This window comes from Myceligenerans cantabricum (genome assembly GCF_054777735.1).
Map to the genome: position 1 here is coordinate 157,921 of NZ_BAAHAJ010000008.1, position 15,131 is coordinate 173,051.

Annotated in this window: 14 protein-coding genes; 9 read left to right on the forward strand and 5 right to left on the reverse strand. The window is 71.8% G+C overall.

The genetic code is table 11. From position 1 onward, the window contains the following. The first annotated feature begins 376 nt into the window (after window positions 1-376). From rpsB to ACYU96_RS07965, 8 genes are all read left to right on the forward strand, one after another. Window positions 377-1,408, forward strand: coding sequence for a 30S ribosomal protein S2 (rpsB, locus tag ACYU96_RS07930; RefSeq protein ID WP_460751300.1), 1,032 nt, complete (start codon window positions 377-379; stop codon window positions 1,406-1,408). Between the two features lie 33 nt (window positions 1,409-1,441). Then, window positions 1,442-2,281: a translation elongation factor Ts gene (gene tsf, locus ACYU96_RS07935; protein ID WP_460751302.1), complete on the forward strand. Its 840-nt coding sequence runs from the start codon at window positions 1,442-1,444 to the stop codon at window positions 2,279-2,281. Between the two features lie 193 nt (window positions 2,282-2,474). Continuing rightward, entirely contained in the window at window positions 2,475-3,230 is a 756-nt protein-coding gene (gene pyrH / locus ACYU96_RS07940; protein ID WP_460751949.1) for a UMP kinase, read from the forward strand. A gap of 83 nt (window positions 3,231-3,313) precedes the next feature. Further along, window positions 3,314-3,871 (forward strand): ribosome recycling factor, encoded by a 558-nt coding sequence (gene frr / locus ACYU96_RS07945; RefSeq protein WP_460751305.1) that lies wholly within the window; start codon window positions 3,314-3,316, stop codon window positions 3,869-3,871. A 59-nt stretch (window positions 3,872-3,930) separates the two neighbouring features. Beyond that, window positions 3,931-4,770, forward strand: coding sequence for a phosphatidate cytidylyltransferase (locus tag ACYU96_RS07950; protein ID WP_460751952.1), 840 nt, complete (start codon window positions 3,931-3,933; stop codon window positions 4,768-4,770). Next, window positions 4,770-5,930 (forward strand): dual-specificity RNA methyltransferase RlmN, encoded by a 1,161-nt coding sequence (rlmN, locus tag ACYU96_RS07955; RefSeq protein ID WP_460751308.1) that lies wholly within the window; start codon window positions 4,770-4,772, stop codon window positions 5,928-5,930. The genes ACYU96_RS07950 and rlmN overlap by 1 nt, the downstream gene beginning before the upstream one ends. Before the next feature lie 8 nt (window positions 5,931-5,938). Further along, window positions 5,939-6,481 (forward strand): DivIVA domain-containing protein, encoded by a 543-nt coding sequence (locus ACYU96_RS07960; protein WP_460751955.1) that lies wholly within the window; start codon window positions 5,939-5,941, stop codon window positions 6,479-6,481. A 105-nt stretch (window positions 6,482-6,586) separates the two neighbouring features. Beyond that, on the forward strand, window positions 6,587-7,375 hold the full coding sequence (locus ACYU96_RS07965; RefSeq protein ID WP_460751311.1) for an SDR family NAD(P)-dependent oxidoreductase: 789 nt from the start codon (window positions 6,587-6,589) through the stop codon (window positions 7,373-7,375). Window positions 7,376-7,468: 93 nt separating this feature from the next. Here ACYU96_RS07965 and ehuA read toward each other — a convergent pair whose 3' ends face one another. The 5 genes from ehuA to ACYU96_RS07990 all read right to left on the reverse strand — a co-directional run bounded on the left by ehuA (window position 7,469) and on the right by ACYU96_RS07990 (window position 12,054). After that, window positions 7,469-8,284: an ectoine/hydroxyectoine ABC transporter ATP-binding protein EhuA gene (ehuA, locus tag ACYU96_RS07970; RefSeq protein ID WP_460751314.1), complete on the reverse strand. Its 816-nt coding sequence runs from the start codon at window positions 8,282-8,284 to the stop codon at window positions 7,469-7,471. Continuing rightward, window positions 8,271-9,119 carry an ectoine/hydroxyectoine ABC transporter permease subunit EhuD gene (gene ehuD, locus ACYU96_RS07975; protein ID WP_460751317.1) on the reverse strand — a complete coding sequence of 283 codons (849 nt, stop codon included), beginning with the start codon at window positions 9,117-9,119 and terminating at the stop codon, window positions 8,271-8,273. The genes ehuA and ehuD overlap by 14 nt, the downstream gene beginning before the upstream one ends. Further along, a complete protein-coding gene (locus ACYU96_RS07980) occupies window positions 9,116-9,835 on the reverse strand; it encodes an amino acid ABC transporter permease (protein WP_460751319.1) in 720 nt (239 codons plus the stop codon). Before ACYU96_RS07980 ends, ehuD begins: the two co-directional genes overlap by 4 nt. An 81-nt stretch (window positions 9,836-9,916) precedes the next feature. Next, window positions 9,917-10,807, reverse strand: coding sequence for a transporter substrate-binding domain-containing protein (locus ACYU96_RS07985; protein ID WP_460751322.1), 891 nt, complete (start codon window positions 10,805-10,807; stop codon window positions 9,917-9,919). Between the two features lie 359 nt (window positions 10,808-11,166). Continuing rightward, on the reverse strand, window positions 11,167-12,054 hold the full coding sequence (locus tag ACYU96_RS07990) for a hypothetical protein (RefSeq protein WP_460751325.1): 888 nt from the start codon (window positions 12,052-12,054) through the stop codon (window positions 11,167-11,169). A 237-nt stretch (window positions 12,055-12,291) separates the two neighbouring features. Between ACYU96_RS07990 and ACYU96_RS07995 the strand changes: the two genes are divergently transcribed. Beyond that, the gene (locus ACYU96_RS07995; protein WP_460751328.1) at window positions 12,292-15,102 is read left to right on the forward strand and encodes a tetratricopeptide repeat protein; all 2,811 of its coding nucleotides are present in this window, start codon (window positions 12,292-12,294) and stop codon (window positions 15,100-15,102) included. The last annotated feature ends 29 nt before the right edge of the window (window positions 15,103-15,131 follow it).

Here is a 15,131-nt window from a genome sequence, read left to right on the forward strand (position 1 = left end):
TGGAGCCGGGGATGGAAGGCCTGGCGACGGCGCTGATCGGACCCTAGGACGGGCCGCCCTCGTGAGGCCGCGAGGATCACACGGGGGACCCCGCCGGGCACCGTCGTCGTCCGGTAGACTTCGAGCCGCGATCGGTGTGCCGAGCGAGTTTCTGCCCGTTCTCCCCGATCGACATCGCGCGTCACGTGTTCCCGTCACGGCAGCGGTCCGCCCGAGGCTCCTGGCCGACGGCGGCGCCGGGCGGGGTGGCGCCAGGGACGGCCGTCAGCCGACGGCCGTCACGCAACCGGAAACCGCGGCGGGAGCGAGAGCGACCGCCGCCTGATCGTGTGCATCGGGACGGGCACGGCCCGCGGGTGCACCGGAAGGACGTGTCATGGCCGTCGTGTCCATGCGCCAGCTCCTCGAGAGCGGTGTCCACTTCGGGCACCAGACCCGCCGTTGGAACCCGAAGATGAAGAGGTTCATCTTCACGGAGCGCAACGGCATCTACATCGTCGACCTCCAGCAGTCGTTGTCGTACATCGACGGTGCCTACGAGTTCGTCAAGGAGACCGTCGCCCACGGCGGCACCATCCTGTTCGTCGGCACCAAGAAGCAGGCGCAGGAGGCGGTCGCCGAGCAGGCCGCTCGTGTCGGCATGCCGTACGTGAACCACCGCTGGCTGGGCGGCATGCTCACCAACTTCTCCACCGTGCACAAGCGCCTGCAGCGCCTCAAGGAGCTCGAGGAGATCGACTTCGACGACGTGGCCGGCTCCGGCCTCACGAAGAAGGAGCTCCTCGTCCTGCGCCGGGAGAAGGACAAGCTCGCGCGCACGCTCGGCGGCATCCGCGACATGGCGAAGGTCCCCTCCGCCGTGTGGATCGTCGACACGAACAAGGAGCACCTCGCGGTGGACGAGGCCCGCAAGCTGGGCATCCCCATCGTCGCGATCCTCGACACCAACTGCGACCCCGACATGGTCGACTACGCGATCCCGGGCAACGACGACGCCATCCGCTCCGTCGCCCTGCTGACGCGCGTGATCGCCGATGCCGCCGCCGAGGGCCTCATGAAGCGCCACTCCGGCAAGACCGGTGCGGAGGAGGAGCCCACCGCCGCGGCCGAGCCGCTGGCCGAGTGGGAGCGCGAGCTCCTGGCGGGCGAGGGCAAGGACGGCGACGCCGCGAAGGCCGGGACCGCCGCCGCTCCGGCCGCCGAGGCAGCCGTGGAGACGCCCGCCGCCGCGGAGCCGGTGGCCGAGGAGTCCCCGGCTGTCGAGGAGTCCCCGGCTGTCGAGGAGACCCCGGCTGCCGAGGAGGCCCCGGCGGCCGAGGACACCCCGGCCCCCGAGACCGCTCCGGCCGAGGCGCCCGCGGAGGCGGAGGCCGCTGCGGCTCCCGCCGCCGAGCCCACCGAGAAGTGACCGCCGACCTACCTGCACGGAGGACGAAGGACAATGGCGAACTACACCGCCGCTGACATCAAGGCTCTGCGCGAGAAGACCGGCGCGGGCATGCTGGACGTCAAGAAGGCGCTCGACGAGGCCGACGGCAACGCCGAGAAGGCCGTCGAGGTCATCCGCAAGAAGGGCCTGGCCCGCGCCGCCAAGCGCGAGGGCAACGCCACGTCGGAGGGCCTCGTCGCGGTCAGCGTCGAGGACACCGCAGCCGGTCAGGCGGCCACGCTGATCGAGCTGAACGCCGAGACGGACTTCGTCGTGAAGAACGAGAAGTTCCTCGCGCTGGCCGACGCCGTCCTCGCGGCAGCCGCCGCGGCGGGTGCCACCGACGAGGTCTCGGCCGCGGCCGCGCCCGCCGGTGACGGCACGGTCGCCGACCTGATCGCCGCCGAGGGTGCGACCCTGGGCGAGAAGGTCGTGCTGCGCCGCGCCGCGCGCGTCGAGGGCCCGAAGGTCACGACGTACCTGCACAAGACGGCGAAGGACCTGCCGCCGAGCGTGGGCGTCGTCGTGGTGACCGACGAGGCCGGTGCGGCCGTCGCCAAGGACGTGGCCCAGCACGTGGCCGCCCTGGCGCCGAAGTACCTGACCCGGGACGAGGTCCCGGCGGAGGTCGTCGACAAGGAGCGCGAGATCGCTCGCGAGCGCTCGATCGCCGAGGGCAAGCCGGAGGCCGCTCTCCCGAAGATCGTCGAGGGGCGCCTGGGCGGCTTCTTCAAGGAGGTCGTGCTGGTGGACCAGCCGCTGGCGATGGACCAGAAGACGACGGTCGGCAAGCACGTCGCCGCTGCGAACGGCACGCTGCAGGCGTTCGTCCGTTTCCGCGTCGGTTCCTGACGCGACCCAGGTGGCCCGGCCCGCGCGCACGCGCGGGCCGGGCCGCTGTGTATCGGAACCCGAGGCGATGCGCGAGCGAAGCGCGGATGGGGCACGATTTCCTCGGGGCACACTCGAACGAAGGGCGAGGCACGTGAGCGATCAGGACGATCCGAGCGGTCAGGGGCAGCAGCTGCTGCCCACGGCGGCCGCGATGACACCGCACGCGACGACGGGCAGGGCCGTCGACTCCGAGGGCAATCCTGCGCGCCGCGTGCTGCTGAAGCTCTCGGGCGAGGCGTTCGGCGGCGGCAGCGTAGGGCTCGACGCCGGGGTGGTGCGCCGGATCGCGTCCGAGGTGGGTGTCGCGGTGCGGAACGGGGTCCAGGTGGCGATCGTCGTCGGCGGCGGGAACTTCTTCCGCGGCGCCGAGCTGAGCCAGGCGGGCATGGACCGGGCCCGGGCCGACTACATGGGCATGCTCGGCACGGTGATGAACTGCCTCGCGCTGCAGGACTTCCTGGAGCAGGCCAGGGTGACCACCCGGGTCCAGACGGCGATCGCGATGGGGCAGGTCGCCGAGCCGTACATCCCGCTGCGCGCCATCCGGCACCTGGAGAAGGGGCGGGTCGTCGTCTTCGGTGCCGGCGCGGGGATGCCGTACTTCTCGACGGACACGGTCTCCGTCCAGCGCGCGCTGGAGACGCACTGCGAGCAGGTGCTGATGGGCAAGAACGGGGTCGACGGCGTGTATGACGCCGATCCTCGCAAGGTCCCGGACGCGCGGAAGCTGGACCATGTCACGTACACCGAGGCGCTCGTCAAGGGGCTGGCGGTCATGGACGCCACCGCGCTGAGCATGTGCCGCGACAACGACGTCCAGATGCGCGTGTTCGGCATGGAGGGGGACGGTAACGTGTCGCGTGCCCTGCAGGGGGACCCGCTCGGCACGCTCGTGACCGCGCGGTAGCAGGTGCCAGCTCGCGTCCCTGCCTCGGACTAGAGTGACCTAGCAGTGCATCGACGGACCAGCAGCAAGAGACGGGAGTACCGGTGATCGACGAAACCCTCCTCGAGGCCGAGGAGAAGATGGAGAAGGCGATCGAGGTCGCCAAGGAGGACTTCGCGGGCATCCGGACCGGGCGCGCGAACGCCGGCATGTTCAACAAGATCACCGTCGAGTACTACGGGGCTCCGACGCCGCTGCAGCAGCTCGCGTCGTTCAACATCCCGGATGGCCGCACGGTGCTGATCGCCCCGTTCGACAAGAGCTCGATGACCACGATCGAGAAGGCCCTGCGGGAGTCCGACCTCGGCGTGAACCCGTCGAACGACGGCAACGCGATCCGCGTGATCATGCCGACCCTGACCGAGGAGCGCCGCCGCGACTACGTGAAGCTCGCCAAGGCGAAGGCGGAGGACGCGCGCGTCGTCGTGCGTAACGTGCGGCGCAAGGCCAAGGACACGCTCGACCGCATCGTGAAGGACGGCGAGGCCGGCGAGGACGAGGTAGCGCGCGCGGAGAAGGACCTCGAGGCCCTGACCAAGCGCCACGTGGAGCTCGTGGACGCGCTGCTCTCGGGCAAGGAGAGCGAGCTGCTCGAGGTCTGATGCCCAGCCCCGCCCCGCCCCGCACCGTCCACCCCGACCCCTTCCCGAGCGAGGTTCCGATGCCACGGTCGCCGGAGCCGGCCGCAGGCCGGACATCGCGCGCCGGACGCAACCTGCCCGCCGCGATCGCCGTCGGACTCCTCCTGCTCGCTGCCGTGGCCGCGTCGCTGTACTGGCGGCCGGAGCCGTTCCTCGTGTTCGAGGTCCTGCTCATGTGGGCGGGCCTGTGGGAGCTGCGGAACGCCTTCGCGCGCCGCGACCTGCGGCTGCCGATGACTCCGCTGTTCGCGGGCACGGTGGGGATGCTGGTCTCGGCCTACTACGGCGGCGCCGAGGCGTTGCTCGTCGCGTTCGTGCTGACGGTGGGCGCCTGCGTGGTGTGGCGCGCGCTGGACGGCTCGGGGACGTCGGCGGTCCGCGACGTGGCCGCGGCCACCTTCGGCGCGGCCTACGTGCCGTTCCTCGGCGGGTTCGTGGCGCTCATGCTCGCGCAGGCCGACGGCGAGCTCCGGGTGGCGCTGTTCGTGCTGCTGGCCGTCGCGAACGACACCGGCGGCTACATCGCCGGCGTCATGCTGGGCCGGCACCCGCTGGCGCCGACGGTCAGCCCGAAGAAGTCCTGGGAAGGGCTGGCGGGCTCGGTGGCGCTGGCATCGGCGGTGGGCGTCCTGGGCGCCGTCTACGCGCTGGGCGTCGATCCTCTGGTCGGCGTCGTGCTCGGCGTGCTGACCGCCGTCACAGCCACGATCGGGGATCTGGCCGAGTCGCTCCTCAAGCGAGACCTAGAATTGAAGGACATGGGCTCGCTGCTCCCGGGACACGGGGGCGTGCTCGACCGGCTGGACTCGCTCCTGCTGACCGCGCCCTTCGTCTATCTCGTTCTCTCGGTGGTCGCCTGATGTCTGTTCCTCTCCCTTCCTCCCAGGTCCGTCCCGGTGACGAGACCAAGCCCATCCCGCTGCAGATGGCGCCGCGCCGGCGCGGCAAGCCGCCGCGCCACTTCGCGGACCTCACGGCGCAGGAGCGCGTCGCCTCCGTGGTGGAGGCGGGGGAGAAGCCGTTCCGGGCCAAGCAGCTCGCCACGCACTACTTCACGCACTTCACGTCCGACCCCGACGAGATGACCGACCTCCCGGCCAAGAGCCGCGCGGCGCTGGCGGAGACGATGTTCCCGCAGCTCATCCGGCCCACCAAGGTGATGGAGGCCGACGGCGGCACGACGGTCAAGACCCTCTGGCACCTGTTCGACGACGCCAAGGTCGAGTCGGTGCTGATGCGTTACCCGCACCGCACCACGCTGTGCGTGTCGAGCCAGGCGGGCTGCGGCATGGCCTGCCCGTTCTGCGCCACCGGCCAGCTGGGGCTGACGCGGAACCTCTCCACGGCGGAGATCCTGGAGCAGGTCCGCGCGGCGTTCCGCACGCTGGACCGGGGCGAGGTCCCCGGCGGCCGGGCGCGGCTCAACAACCTGGTCTTCATGGGCATGGGAGAGCCCCTGGCGAACTACAAGGCCATCATGGAGACCGTCCGCACGCTGGTCGCCGAGCAGCCCGACGGGCTGGGCATGAGCGCCCGCAACATCACCGTGTCGACGGTGGGCCTCGTCCCGGCCATGCGCAAGCTCGCCGACGAGGGCATCCCGGTCACCCTGGCCCTGAGCCTGCACGCGCCCGACGACGACCTGCGCAGCGAGCTCGTGCCGATCAACACCCGCTGGAGCGTCGATGAGACCATCGACGCCGCCCGCCACTACTACGAGGTCACGGGCCGGCGGGTGTCCATCGAGTACGCCCTCATCAAGGACATGAACGACCACGGCTGGCGTGCCGACCTGCTCGCGAAGAAGCTCAACGCCCGGGGCAAGGGCTGGGTGCACATCAACCCGATCCCGCTGAACCCCACGCCGGGTTCGATCTGGACGGCCAGTGATCGCGAGGTCGAGGACGAGTTTGTGGCACGATTGCGCGGTCACGGGATTCCCACGACGATCCGGGACACACGCGGTAGCGACATCGACGGCGCCTGCGGACAGCTGGCCGCTGAGGAGGACGACGAGTGAGTGGTGGCATGTTCAACAACGTTCCCCCGTACCGCACCGGCTACGACAGGGACGAGGTGGACGAGTTCTTCGAGCACGCCCGGCAGGCGTACGAGGGCCGTACCGCCGAGCGGGTGACCAGCGCTGACATCCAGGCGTCGACGTTCGATCTGGTCCGTGGCGGGTACAACACCCATGAGGTGGACGCCGCGCTCGACCGCCTGGAGGCGGCCTTCATCGCGCGGCAGCGCGCCGAGTACGTGTCCGCGAACGGGCAGCAGGCCTGGATGAACGCCCTCGCCGAGCGCGCCCGGACCCTCTACGGGCGCCTGGGGCGGCCCGACGGCGACAAGTTCTCCCCCGCCGAGCGTGGCCAGCAGGGCTACAACATGGACGACGTCGACGACCTGTGCGACCGGCTCGTCGGCTACTTCGACCGCCAGGAGCCGCTGTCGGCGTCCGAGGTGCGCTCGGCGACCTTCGGCCGCGCCCGCGGTCCGGAGGCCTACGAGGAGGCATCGGTGGACGCGTTCTTCTCCCGTGCGGTCGAGGTCCTGCTCGGCGTCGAGTGACGCCCTCCCGGCGCAGCCGTCCCGCCCTGCCCGTCGGCGCTTAGGGTTGGCCTCGTCAGGCGGCGCGGCGATCCCGGGCCGCGGAACCTCGTCGAGGAGGTATTCATGAAGCTGGACGGAGCATCGGCGATCGTCACGGGCGGGGCGTCGGGCCTCGGGTTCGCGACGGCACGGGCGCTGGCGGACGACGGAGCCACGGTGATCCTGGTGGACCTGCCGTCGTCGCGCGGGCAGGACGCTGCCGGGGAGATCGGCAAGGACGCACGCTTCGTGCCCGCCGACGTCACCAGCGAGGAGCAGGTGCGGGCCGCGGTCGAGGCCGCGCAGGAGGCCGGTCCGTTGCGCGTGACGGTGAACTGCGCGGGGATCGTGACGGCCGGCCGGACCGTGGGCCGCGAGGGCCCGGCGGCGCTCGACGTCTTCGAGCGCACCGTCCGCGTGAACCTCGTCGGGACGTTCAACGTGACCCGCCTGGCGGCCGCCGCGATGGCCGGGAACGAACCCGGTGTGGGGCAGGTCCCGGGCGGGCCCGAGACGCCCGAGCGGGGCGTGGTCGTGTCGACCGCCTCGGTGGCCGCGTACGACGGGCAGGTGGGCCAGGCGGCCTACGCGGCGTCGAAGGGCGGCGTGGCGGCGATGACGCTGCCGATCGCTCGTGACCTGTCCAAGCTGCTGGTGCGCGTCGTGACCGTGGCTCCCGGCATCATGCGGACCCCGATGATGGGCGGGATGTCCGACGACGTGCGGGAGAGCCTGGAGGCTCAGATCCCGCACCCGTCCCGCATGGGCTCGCCGGCGGAGTACGCGTCCCTGGTCCGCCAGATCGTCGCGAACCCTCTGCTCAACGGCGAGGTGATCCGTCTGGACGGCGCGATCCGCATGCAGCCCAGGTAGACGGACGTCGTCCCGCACGCCCGCGGGACGCCGAGGCAGCACGGCGGCGGTGCACCGTGCTGCCTCGGCGGGTGGCCGGCGAAGGCTCCCGGGTCAGTGGGCCTTGACCGCGCCCAGGAAGGCCTTCGTGCGCTCGTGCTGCGGGGAGCCCAGGACCTCGGCGGGCGCTCCGCTCTCGATGATCTGACCGCCGTCGAACATCACGACGCGGTCGGCCATCTCACGGGCGAAGCCCATCTCGTGGGTCACCAGCATCATGGTGGTCCGGCCCTCCTCGGCGATGTCGCGCAGCACGTTGAGGACCTCACCCACGAGCTCCGGGTCGAGCGCGGAGGTGACCTCGTCGAACAGCATCACCTTCGGCTCGCAGGCCAGGGAGCGGGCGATGGCGACACGCTGCTTCTGGCCGCCCGAGAGCTGCCCCGGGGTCTGGTTGGCCGCGTGGGCCAGCCCGACCTTGTCCAGCAGCCCCAGGCCCAGGTCCCGCGCGGTCTCGCGGGACCTGCCGTGCACCTTCATGGGCGCCAGCATGATGTTCTCCAGCGCCGTCATGTGCGGGAAGAGGTTGAAGTGCTGGAACACCATGCCGACGTCGGACCGCACGTCCCGGACGTGCTTCTCGCGGGCGGGCTTCAGCGTGCCCCCGACCTGCTCGTGGTAGAGGTGCCGACCACCGATCTCGATGGTCCCGGAGTCGATGCGCTCCAGCGTCATCGCGGTCCGCAGGATCGTCGTCTTCCCGGAGCCGGACGGGCCGATGATGACGAGCTTCTCCCCCGGGGTCACGTCGAGGTCCAGGTCACGGAGCACGACGTTCTCACCGAACGCCTTCGTCACGTTCTTCATCCGGACGCCGGCTGCGCCGTCGGCCGAGACGTCGTTCGCTGTCGCGGACTCAGACACGCTCATAGGACACCTTCTTCTCGAGTTGGCGGACGAGCCACGCGGCCGGGAGGCTCACCAGGAGGAAGCCGACACCTGCGATCAGGTACGGCTCCGTGGCGCGGAAGGTGTCGTTGCGCACCTGGTCCGCGAAGAACAGCAGGCCGTGCACGTTGACCGCGACACCCATCGGGGCGTCCTTGAAGCCGGCCACCAGGTAGTTGCCGAGCGCGGGCATGATGTTGGGGACGGCCTGCGGGATCACGACCCGGCTCCATGCCGTCACCGGGCCGAGGTTCAGCGCGGTGGACGCCTCCCACTGGCCCTTGTCCACGCTGTTGATGCCTGCCCGGTAGGCCTCCGAGCAGTAGGTGGCATAGTGGATGCCGAGGCCCAGCGCGAGGATGGTGATCGGCTGGAGGCTGATCCCGTCGCTCGCCCGGACCAGCGCCTGCCAGAAGAACAGCTGGACCAGGAGCGGCGTGGACCGGATGAACTCGATCACGGCCGTGACGGGCCAGCTCAGCCAGCGGCGAGGGGAGCGCCGTCCCAGCGCGAGGAAGAACCCCAGCACGACGGCGAGCAGGAAGCCGATCAGCGTCGCCTTCACCGTCACGACGAGCCCCTGGAGCATCAGCGGCGTCAGGTGGATGAAGAAGTTCCAGTCGAACGGGACGCTGCCGTCCGCGACGACGTCGGGCCGGAAGAAGTTCTGCTGCTGGATCAGAGGGCTGACCAGCAGGGAGTAGCCGATGACCACCAGGGCGACCGGGACGATGACGCTCGGGCGTCGGTACCAGCGCCGGTGCGGGTGGAACTCCTCCATGTCCGGTGTGCTCTCCTCGTGGGTCGCGGTGCTCATCGGATCGCCTCCAGCTCGGCGTCGGTCAGCGCCGGACCGCCCTCGTACCGTCGGGCCGACCATGCCTCGGCGAGCTTGAAGAGCAGGTTGATCGCCTGCGCCAGGATGAAGTAGAGAACGAGCACGTTGAGGAACAGGATCGGCTGCGTCCCGGCCGCGTCGGCCAGCTGCTGCTGCCGGATGTTGCGCGCCATCTGCATGATGTCGGTCATCCCGACGAGGCTGACCAGCGCGGTGCCCTTGAGGATCTCGATGGTCAGGTTGCCCATCGGGGGCAGGATGAGCGTCAGCGCCTGCGGCAGGATGACGTGGCGGAGCTGCTGTGCCGGGCTGAGGTTCAGCGAGATCGACGCCTCGGTCTGCCCCTTCGGCACGGACTGGATGGCCCCGCGGATGATCTCCGCGCCGTAGCCGCCCATGTTGATGCCGAGCGCGATCGTCGCGAGCAGGATCAGCGGCGCCTGCTCCGCCCCGAGCAGGATGGGGATCGCGATCGCCACGACGAACAGCAGGATGATCGAGGAGATGCCACGGGCGAGCTCGACGAACACCAGCGCGATGCCGCGCAGCCAGGCGTGCCGCGAGAGGCGGGCGATGCCCACCACGAGCGACAGGAGGATCCCCACCACGAACGAGTAGACGAGGATCTGCACGGTCGTCCCCGACGCGTCGATCAGGAGACGGTACTGGCTACCTGTCAGGAGCCATGAGTCCACGAATTTCGACCTTTCCGATAGTGCGGCGCGGGCTCCGGGAGCTGTCGAGCAGCCCCCGGAGCCCGCGTCACGTCAGGCTCGTCACTTCGTGAAGTCGTCAACCGTGAGTCCGTTGGCCAGCTCGACGTCCTCGGGGGTGAAGTACGGGTTGCCGTCGGAGTCCTCGAAGGAGGTGATGATGTCCGTCGTCGTGCCGTCCTCGCGCAGCGCGTTGAGCTCGGTGTTGAACTCGTCGCGGAACTCGGTGTCGTCGAGGCGGAAGGCGAACCCGCCGCACGGCAGCGTCTCCTCGCCCGCGGCGTCCTTGGGGATGAAGGACTCGACGGACTCGACGCTGTCGCGGCTGTTGACCTGACCGTTGACGGTGGCGGCGGTGCCGCTCACCGCGTCGACCTCACCGGCCGCGAGCGCGTCGTACATCTGGTCGATGCCGGAGTACGGCTTGAGCTGGTCGTCCGAGACCTCGGCGTCCTCGGCGTAGCCGACCTCGACCGTGCCGCTGGCCACGGCCATGGTCAGGTCGGAGTTCTCGGCGAACGACTGGTAGTCGACGATGTTCTCCGGGTTGCCCTGCTCGACGGCGAACGATTCCTTGGTGCAGTAGTCCGGGTCGGAGAACTGGACCTGCTCCTTGCGCTCCGCATTGATGTACATGCCGGCCGCGACGAGGTCGAACTGCTGAGCCTGGAGCCCGCCGATGAGCTGGCCGAACTCGACGACCTTGAACTCGAGGTCCTCCTCGGCGTAGCCCATGGTGCCGAGCACCTCGCGTGCGATCTCCGGATCGAAGCCCGCGGCCTCGCCGTCGTCGCCCATGAAGCCGTAAGGCTGCTCGTTGGCGATCCCGATGGTCAGGGTGTCGCCGCCGGTCTCGCCCTCTTCACCAGTATCGTTACCGCCCCCGCAGCCGGCCAGCGTGAGGGCGCCGATCGCGGACAGGGCGAGCAGAGTGTTCTTGCGTCGGAGGGCCATGTGGCCACGACCTTTCGGTTGCACGTGGCGCGCCGCGCTGACGCGCCGATTCGGGTTTGCCTGGAATTGGTTTGACCCTATGCCGATGCCGTCCGGGTTCTCAACGACTATCGATCCGGGGTGTCGGTGGCCTCGCGCGCACGCGCCCGCGCGGTCGAGGACCCCGCATTCATGGCATCTGACCTGCGAAAACATCGTCCGCTGACAGCATCGCGCCCGCCTGTCCCGCCGGAGCGGTCCGCGCAGCATTTCGTTACCGCTTCGAGACCCGTTGCGTGATCGCCCATGGGGTCGCTCGCTACCGCTACGGGGCCTTTACAGCGTCTATGGTCCGGCTCGCACAGGCCTCGGCACGGGCTTCAGCACGGGGGAGCGACGGGGCTCCCGGTGCCGGTGCGCGTGTACGCGTCCGAGACGAAGTGCCCCGGGCCGATCTTGTTCCACAGCGGGGTGCTGCCCAGGTACCCGTCGACCCACTCGCCCCACACGGTGCACTGGATGGTGACCTGCGCCGCCGCGGCCGCCGTGCCCGACTTCGCGTAGCTGGTGCCGGGGCCGGAGCGGACGTTGAGCGGCGACCCCTTGCCGGTGCGGATGGTGCCGGTCGGGCCGTCGCCGCGCCAGAGGTAGGTGACGTCGACCCAGGCGTTGTCCGTGAGGCCGAGCCCGTGGGTGAAGGTGCCGTCGGCGAGGTCGATGCCGGCGGGGTTCCTGACCTCCCGCCCGAAGCCGTCCTTGCCGCCGTTGTGGCCGTGGTGGTACGCGGCATCCGCCTGCGGGGTGCCCTGGGCGACGTCCGGGAAGCGCTCGCGCGTGGCGGGCATGCTCCAGTAGTCGTCGTCGACGTTCCACGGGCCCACGTCCCAGACGGGCGCGTACTCGCAGCGCGTGGTCCCCGCGACGCAGACGCGCACGGAGTGGGTCCCCTGCCACTCGGCGGAGAGCGAGCGCCCCGACGGCAGCGCGACGAAGTGGTCGTTCTTGCGGATGCGGTGGCCGTTCGCGGTCGTGTGGCCCACGAGGCCCTCGCGGGTCGCGTAGACACGGTGGACCGGGGCGCCGGAGCCGTCCTTCTCGGCGGCCAGGGCGCTCGCGGCCCGCGCGCCGTTCGTGTGCGCGCCGGCCGCGTGGGCGGTGGCGCGGGCTCCCGTCGGGTGGGCGGCCGCGCCGGGCGCGACGCTCACCGGGACGACGGCGGTCGTGATCGCGGCGGCGACGGCGGTCACCGCGACGAGCGTGCTGCTCATCGCCGAGGCTGCCGCCCTTCTCGGTCTCGGGCGGGTATCAACGCTCATGCCCGAGACGCTAGATCGCCTCAAGTTCAACCGCAAGGTGAGCGTTGGGAGTGCAGGGTATCCTTTGATCCGTTTCGTCGCCTGAATGGTGAGATAACGAGCAAGAATCTGAAATCTGTGCAGGAGCGCCCCGACCGCATCACGCACAGCGTTGGATACCGGGGCGCGACGGGCGTTCACTTGTGCTTCATGAGCGTGGACACGGACGACGGGAAGTTCCGGGGTCTCGAGCGGGCGCGGACGGCATGGCGGCGCATCTCCGGCGCCGTCGGCCCCGGTGCGCCGCCGGCGGGCCCGCACGACGGCAGGCTGGTCGCTCTCCTCGACCCGGGGCAGCGGGTGGTCCCGTACACCGGCCGGGACGCCGAGCTGGCCGAGCTGCTGGACTGGTGCCGGGACCCGGAGCCCGTCCAGGTACGGCTGACCACCGGCCTCGGTGGCGTCGGCAAGACCCGCCTCGCGGTCGAGACCGCCCGCCGCCTGGCCCGGTCCGGCTGGCGCTGCGCGTGGGTCCGGCCCGGTGACGACCGGACCACCGCGCTGGCGGCGGTCGCCGCCGCCCGACGCGCACTCGTGATCGTCGACGACGCCGCCTCGCGCACCGACCTCGCCGCGATCCTCGACGGTCTGCACCGGACGGCGGGCGGCAGGCTGCGGGTGCTGCTGCTCGCCCGGACCGGCCGCGAGTGGTGGTACCGGCTGCGCTGGGCCAGCGAGCTGTGGGCCGGCGACGACGTGCGCACCTCCCACACCTACCTGGCCCCGCCCGGCGACCAGGACGAGCAGGACGTCGTGAAGCACGCGGCACGGGCGTTCGCACGCCGGCTGGGCGTCCCGGCTCCGTCGCTGACCGTGCGGCAGCCCGCGGAGCGCACCTGCCCGCTCGACCTGCACGCCGCCGCGCTCGTCGCCGTCGCGGCGGGCGCCGACGGCTCGCCGCCCGCTCCGGCCGCGGGACCCGCCGCACCCGTGGTGGACCCGGCACGCGCGCTCGGCGCCCTGCTCGACCAGGAGCGCGCCCGATGGGCGGCCGCGGCGGCCCGCGCGGGCCTCCCCACCGACGCGGTCGACGACGCCGTCGCGGCCGGCATGCTGCTCGGCACCGGCTCGGACGCCGCCGCGCGGGAGGCCCTGCGCCGGACCGCACCCGTGCTCGCCACCGACGACGGCGTCGCCTGGCTGCGCGGGCTGTCCGGTGCGGCGGGAGACATCGGGGCGGCCATGCCGCACCGCATGATCGAGCAGCACGTCGCGCGGCGCCTGACGGTCACGCCCTGGTCCGCCGACCGCTGGACCGACCGGATCCCGGCCGCCCTGGCGCACCGGGTCGCGGTGATCGTCTGCGCCATCCAGGTCGACCCGCCGCCGGGGGCCGAGCACCCGCCGGTGGACGCGGTCCTGCGGCGCGTCGTCGTCCAGACCCCTGCCGACCACGAGGCGCTCGCCGGACTCCTGCACCTGCTCCCGCAGCTCCCGGCCCTGCCCGGCGGCCTGGCCGAGACGCTCACCGCGCGGATCCTCGACCTGGACACCGCACCGTCGTCGTGGGCCGACGCCCTCACGCACCGGACCTGGGCGCTGTCGGCCCTGGGCCGGCACCGGGAAGCCCTCCAGGTCGGCGGGGAGGCGGTCGCCGCGTGGCGCGCCGTGGCCGCCGAGGACCCCGCCCGCTACGACCGCTGCCTCGCCCGCGCGCTGAGCGGCCTCGGTGCCGCGCGGCACGGCCTCGGCCGGTACACGGACGCGCTCGTCGTGCTGACCGAGGCCCTCACGATCCTGCGCGGCGCGCTGCCCGGCGATTCCGAGTGGACCGAGCCGGAGCTGGCGGGGGTGCTGCGGTCCCTGTCCGCCACGAACCAGGACCTGGGCCGGTACGCGGAGCACGAGGAGACCGGGCTGGAGGAGGTGGCGGTGCTGCGCCGGCTCGTGGAGCGCGACCCGGTCCAGTTCGAGGCGCAGCTCGGGTGGGCGCTGCTCGGCCGGCTCGCCCTCGTCGACCGCGGCCGCCCGATCGAGGCGCTGGAGGCCTCGACGGAGGCGCTCGAGCTCTGGCGGCGGGTCGCCCGGCGGCACGCCGTCGACGTCGACCCGCAGCTCGCCTCCACGCTGTCGACCCGCAGCTACGTGCTCGCCGAGCTCGGCAGCCTGAAAGAGGCCATCGTGGCCGAGACGGAGGCGCTGGAGCTGCGCCGCCACCTGGCCGCCGCCGAGCCGGAGCGCTACGACGGGGAGCTCGCGATGTCGCTCGCCCAGCTCGGCGCGCACCTGTCGGGACTGGGACGCACCCAGCACGCCTACACCCTGGAGACCGAGGCGCTGGCCGTCCGGCGCCGGCTCGCCCGCCAGAACTCCCGGACGTTCACCTCCATGCTGGCCTCGTCCCTGTCCAACCTCGGCGTCACCTGCTCCCGCCTGGGCCGGTACGCCGAGGCGCTCCCGCTGGAGGAGGAGGCGCTCGCGATCCGCCGCGACCTCGCGTCCGGCGCGCCCGAACGGTACGAGCAGTACCTGGCGCGCTCCCTGTCGAACCTCGGCGTGCGCCACTCCGACCTCGGCCGGCCCGCCCGGGCCGTGGAGCCGACGCAGGAGGCGGTCCTCATCCTGCGCCGCCTCGCCGGCGAGGACCCGGCCCGGTACCGCGCCGACCTCGCCACCGCCTGCATCAACCTGGGGGCGACGTACGGGGACCTCGGCCGGACCGCCGAGGCCGCCGAGCTGCTCCGCGAGGCCCTGGACCTGCTGCACGCGCTGGCCGCGCGCTACCCGGCCCGCTTCCGCCCGGAGCTCGCGCGGGCCTCCTCGACGTGCGCGTCGCTCGAGCGGGCGCTCGGCCGGACCGAGGCGGCCGTGGAGCACGCGACCGAGGCCGTGGCCATCCGGCGCGACCTCGTCGTGCTGCACGGCGACCGGTACCGCGACGACCTGAACCTGTCTCTCACCGTGCTGGCCGAGGCCTGCGCCCCGCTGACCGCCGCGGCGCCGGCCGGCGGGTCCCGGTAGCCGCCGCCCGGCGCACCGCCACCCCGCCG

Coding starts and splice junctions, on each gene's coding strand:
- ACYU96_RS07990 (WP_460751325.1), bottom strand. CDS start 12,054: ATGAGCAGCACGCTCGTCGCGGTGACCGCCGTCGCCGCCGCGATCACG.
- ACYU96_RS07985 (WP_460751322.1), bottom strand. CDS start 10,807: ATGGCCCTCCGACGCAAGAACACTCTGCTCGCCCTGTCCGCGATCGGC.
- ACYU96_RS07995 (WP_460751328.1), top strand. CDS start 12,292: ATGAGCGTGGACACGGACGACGGGAAGTTCCGGGGTCTCGAGCGGGCG.
- rlmN (WP_460751308.1), top strand. CDS start 4,770: ATGTCTGTTCCTCTCCCTTCCTCCCAGGTCCGTCCCGGTGACGAGACC.
- ACYU96_RS07960 (WP_460751955.1), top strand. CDS start 5,939: ATGTTCAACAACGTTCCCCCGTACCGCACCGGCTACGACAGGGACGAG.
- ACYU96_RS07950 (WP_460751952.1), top strand. CDS start 3,931: ATGCCACGGTCGCCGGAGCCGGCCGCAGGCCGGACATCGCGCGCCGGA.
- ehuD (WP_460751317.1), bottom strand. CDS start 9,119: ATGAGCACCGCGACCCACGAGGAGAGCACACCGGACATGGAGGAGTTC.
- tsf (WP_460751302.1), top strand. CDS start 1,442: ATGGCGAACTACACCGCCGCTGACATCAAGGCTCTGCGCGAGAAGACC.
- ACYU96_RS07965 (WP_460751311.1), top strand. CDS start 6,587: ATGAAGCTGGACGGAGCATCGGCGATCGTCACGGGCGGGGCGTCGGGC.
- rpsB (WP_460751300.1), top strand. CDS start 377: ATGGCCGTCGTGTCCATGCGCCAGCTCCTCGAGAGCGGTGTCCACTTC.
- ehuA (WP_460751314.1), bottom strand. CDS start 8,284: ATGAGCGTGTCTGAGTCCGCGACAGCGAACGACGTCTCGGCCGACGGC.
- pyrH (WP_460751949.1), top strand. CDS start 2,475: ATGACACCGCACGCGACGACGGGCAGGGCCGTCGACTCCGAGGGCAAT.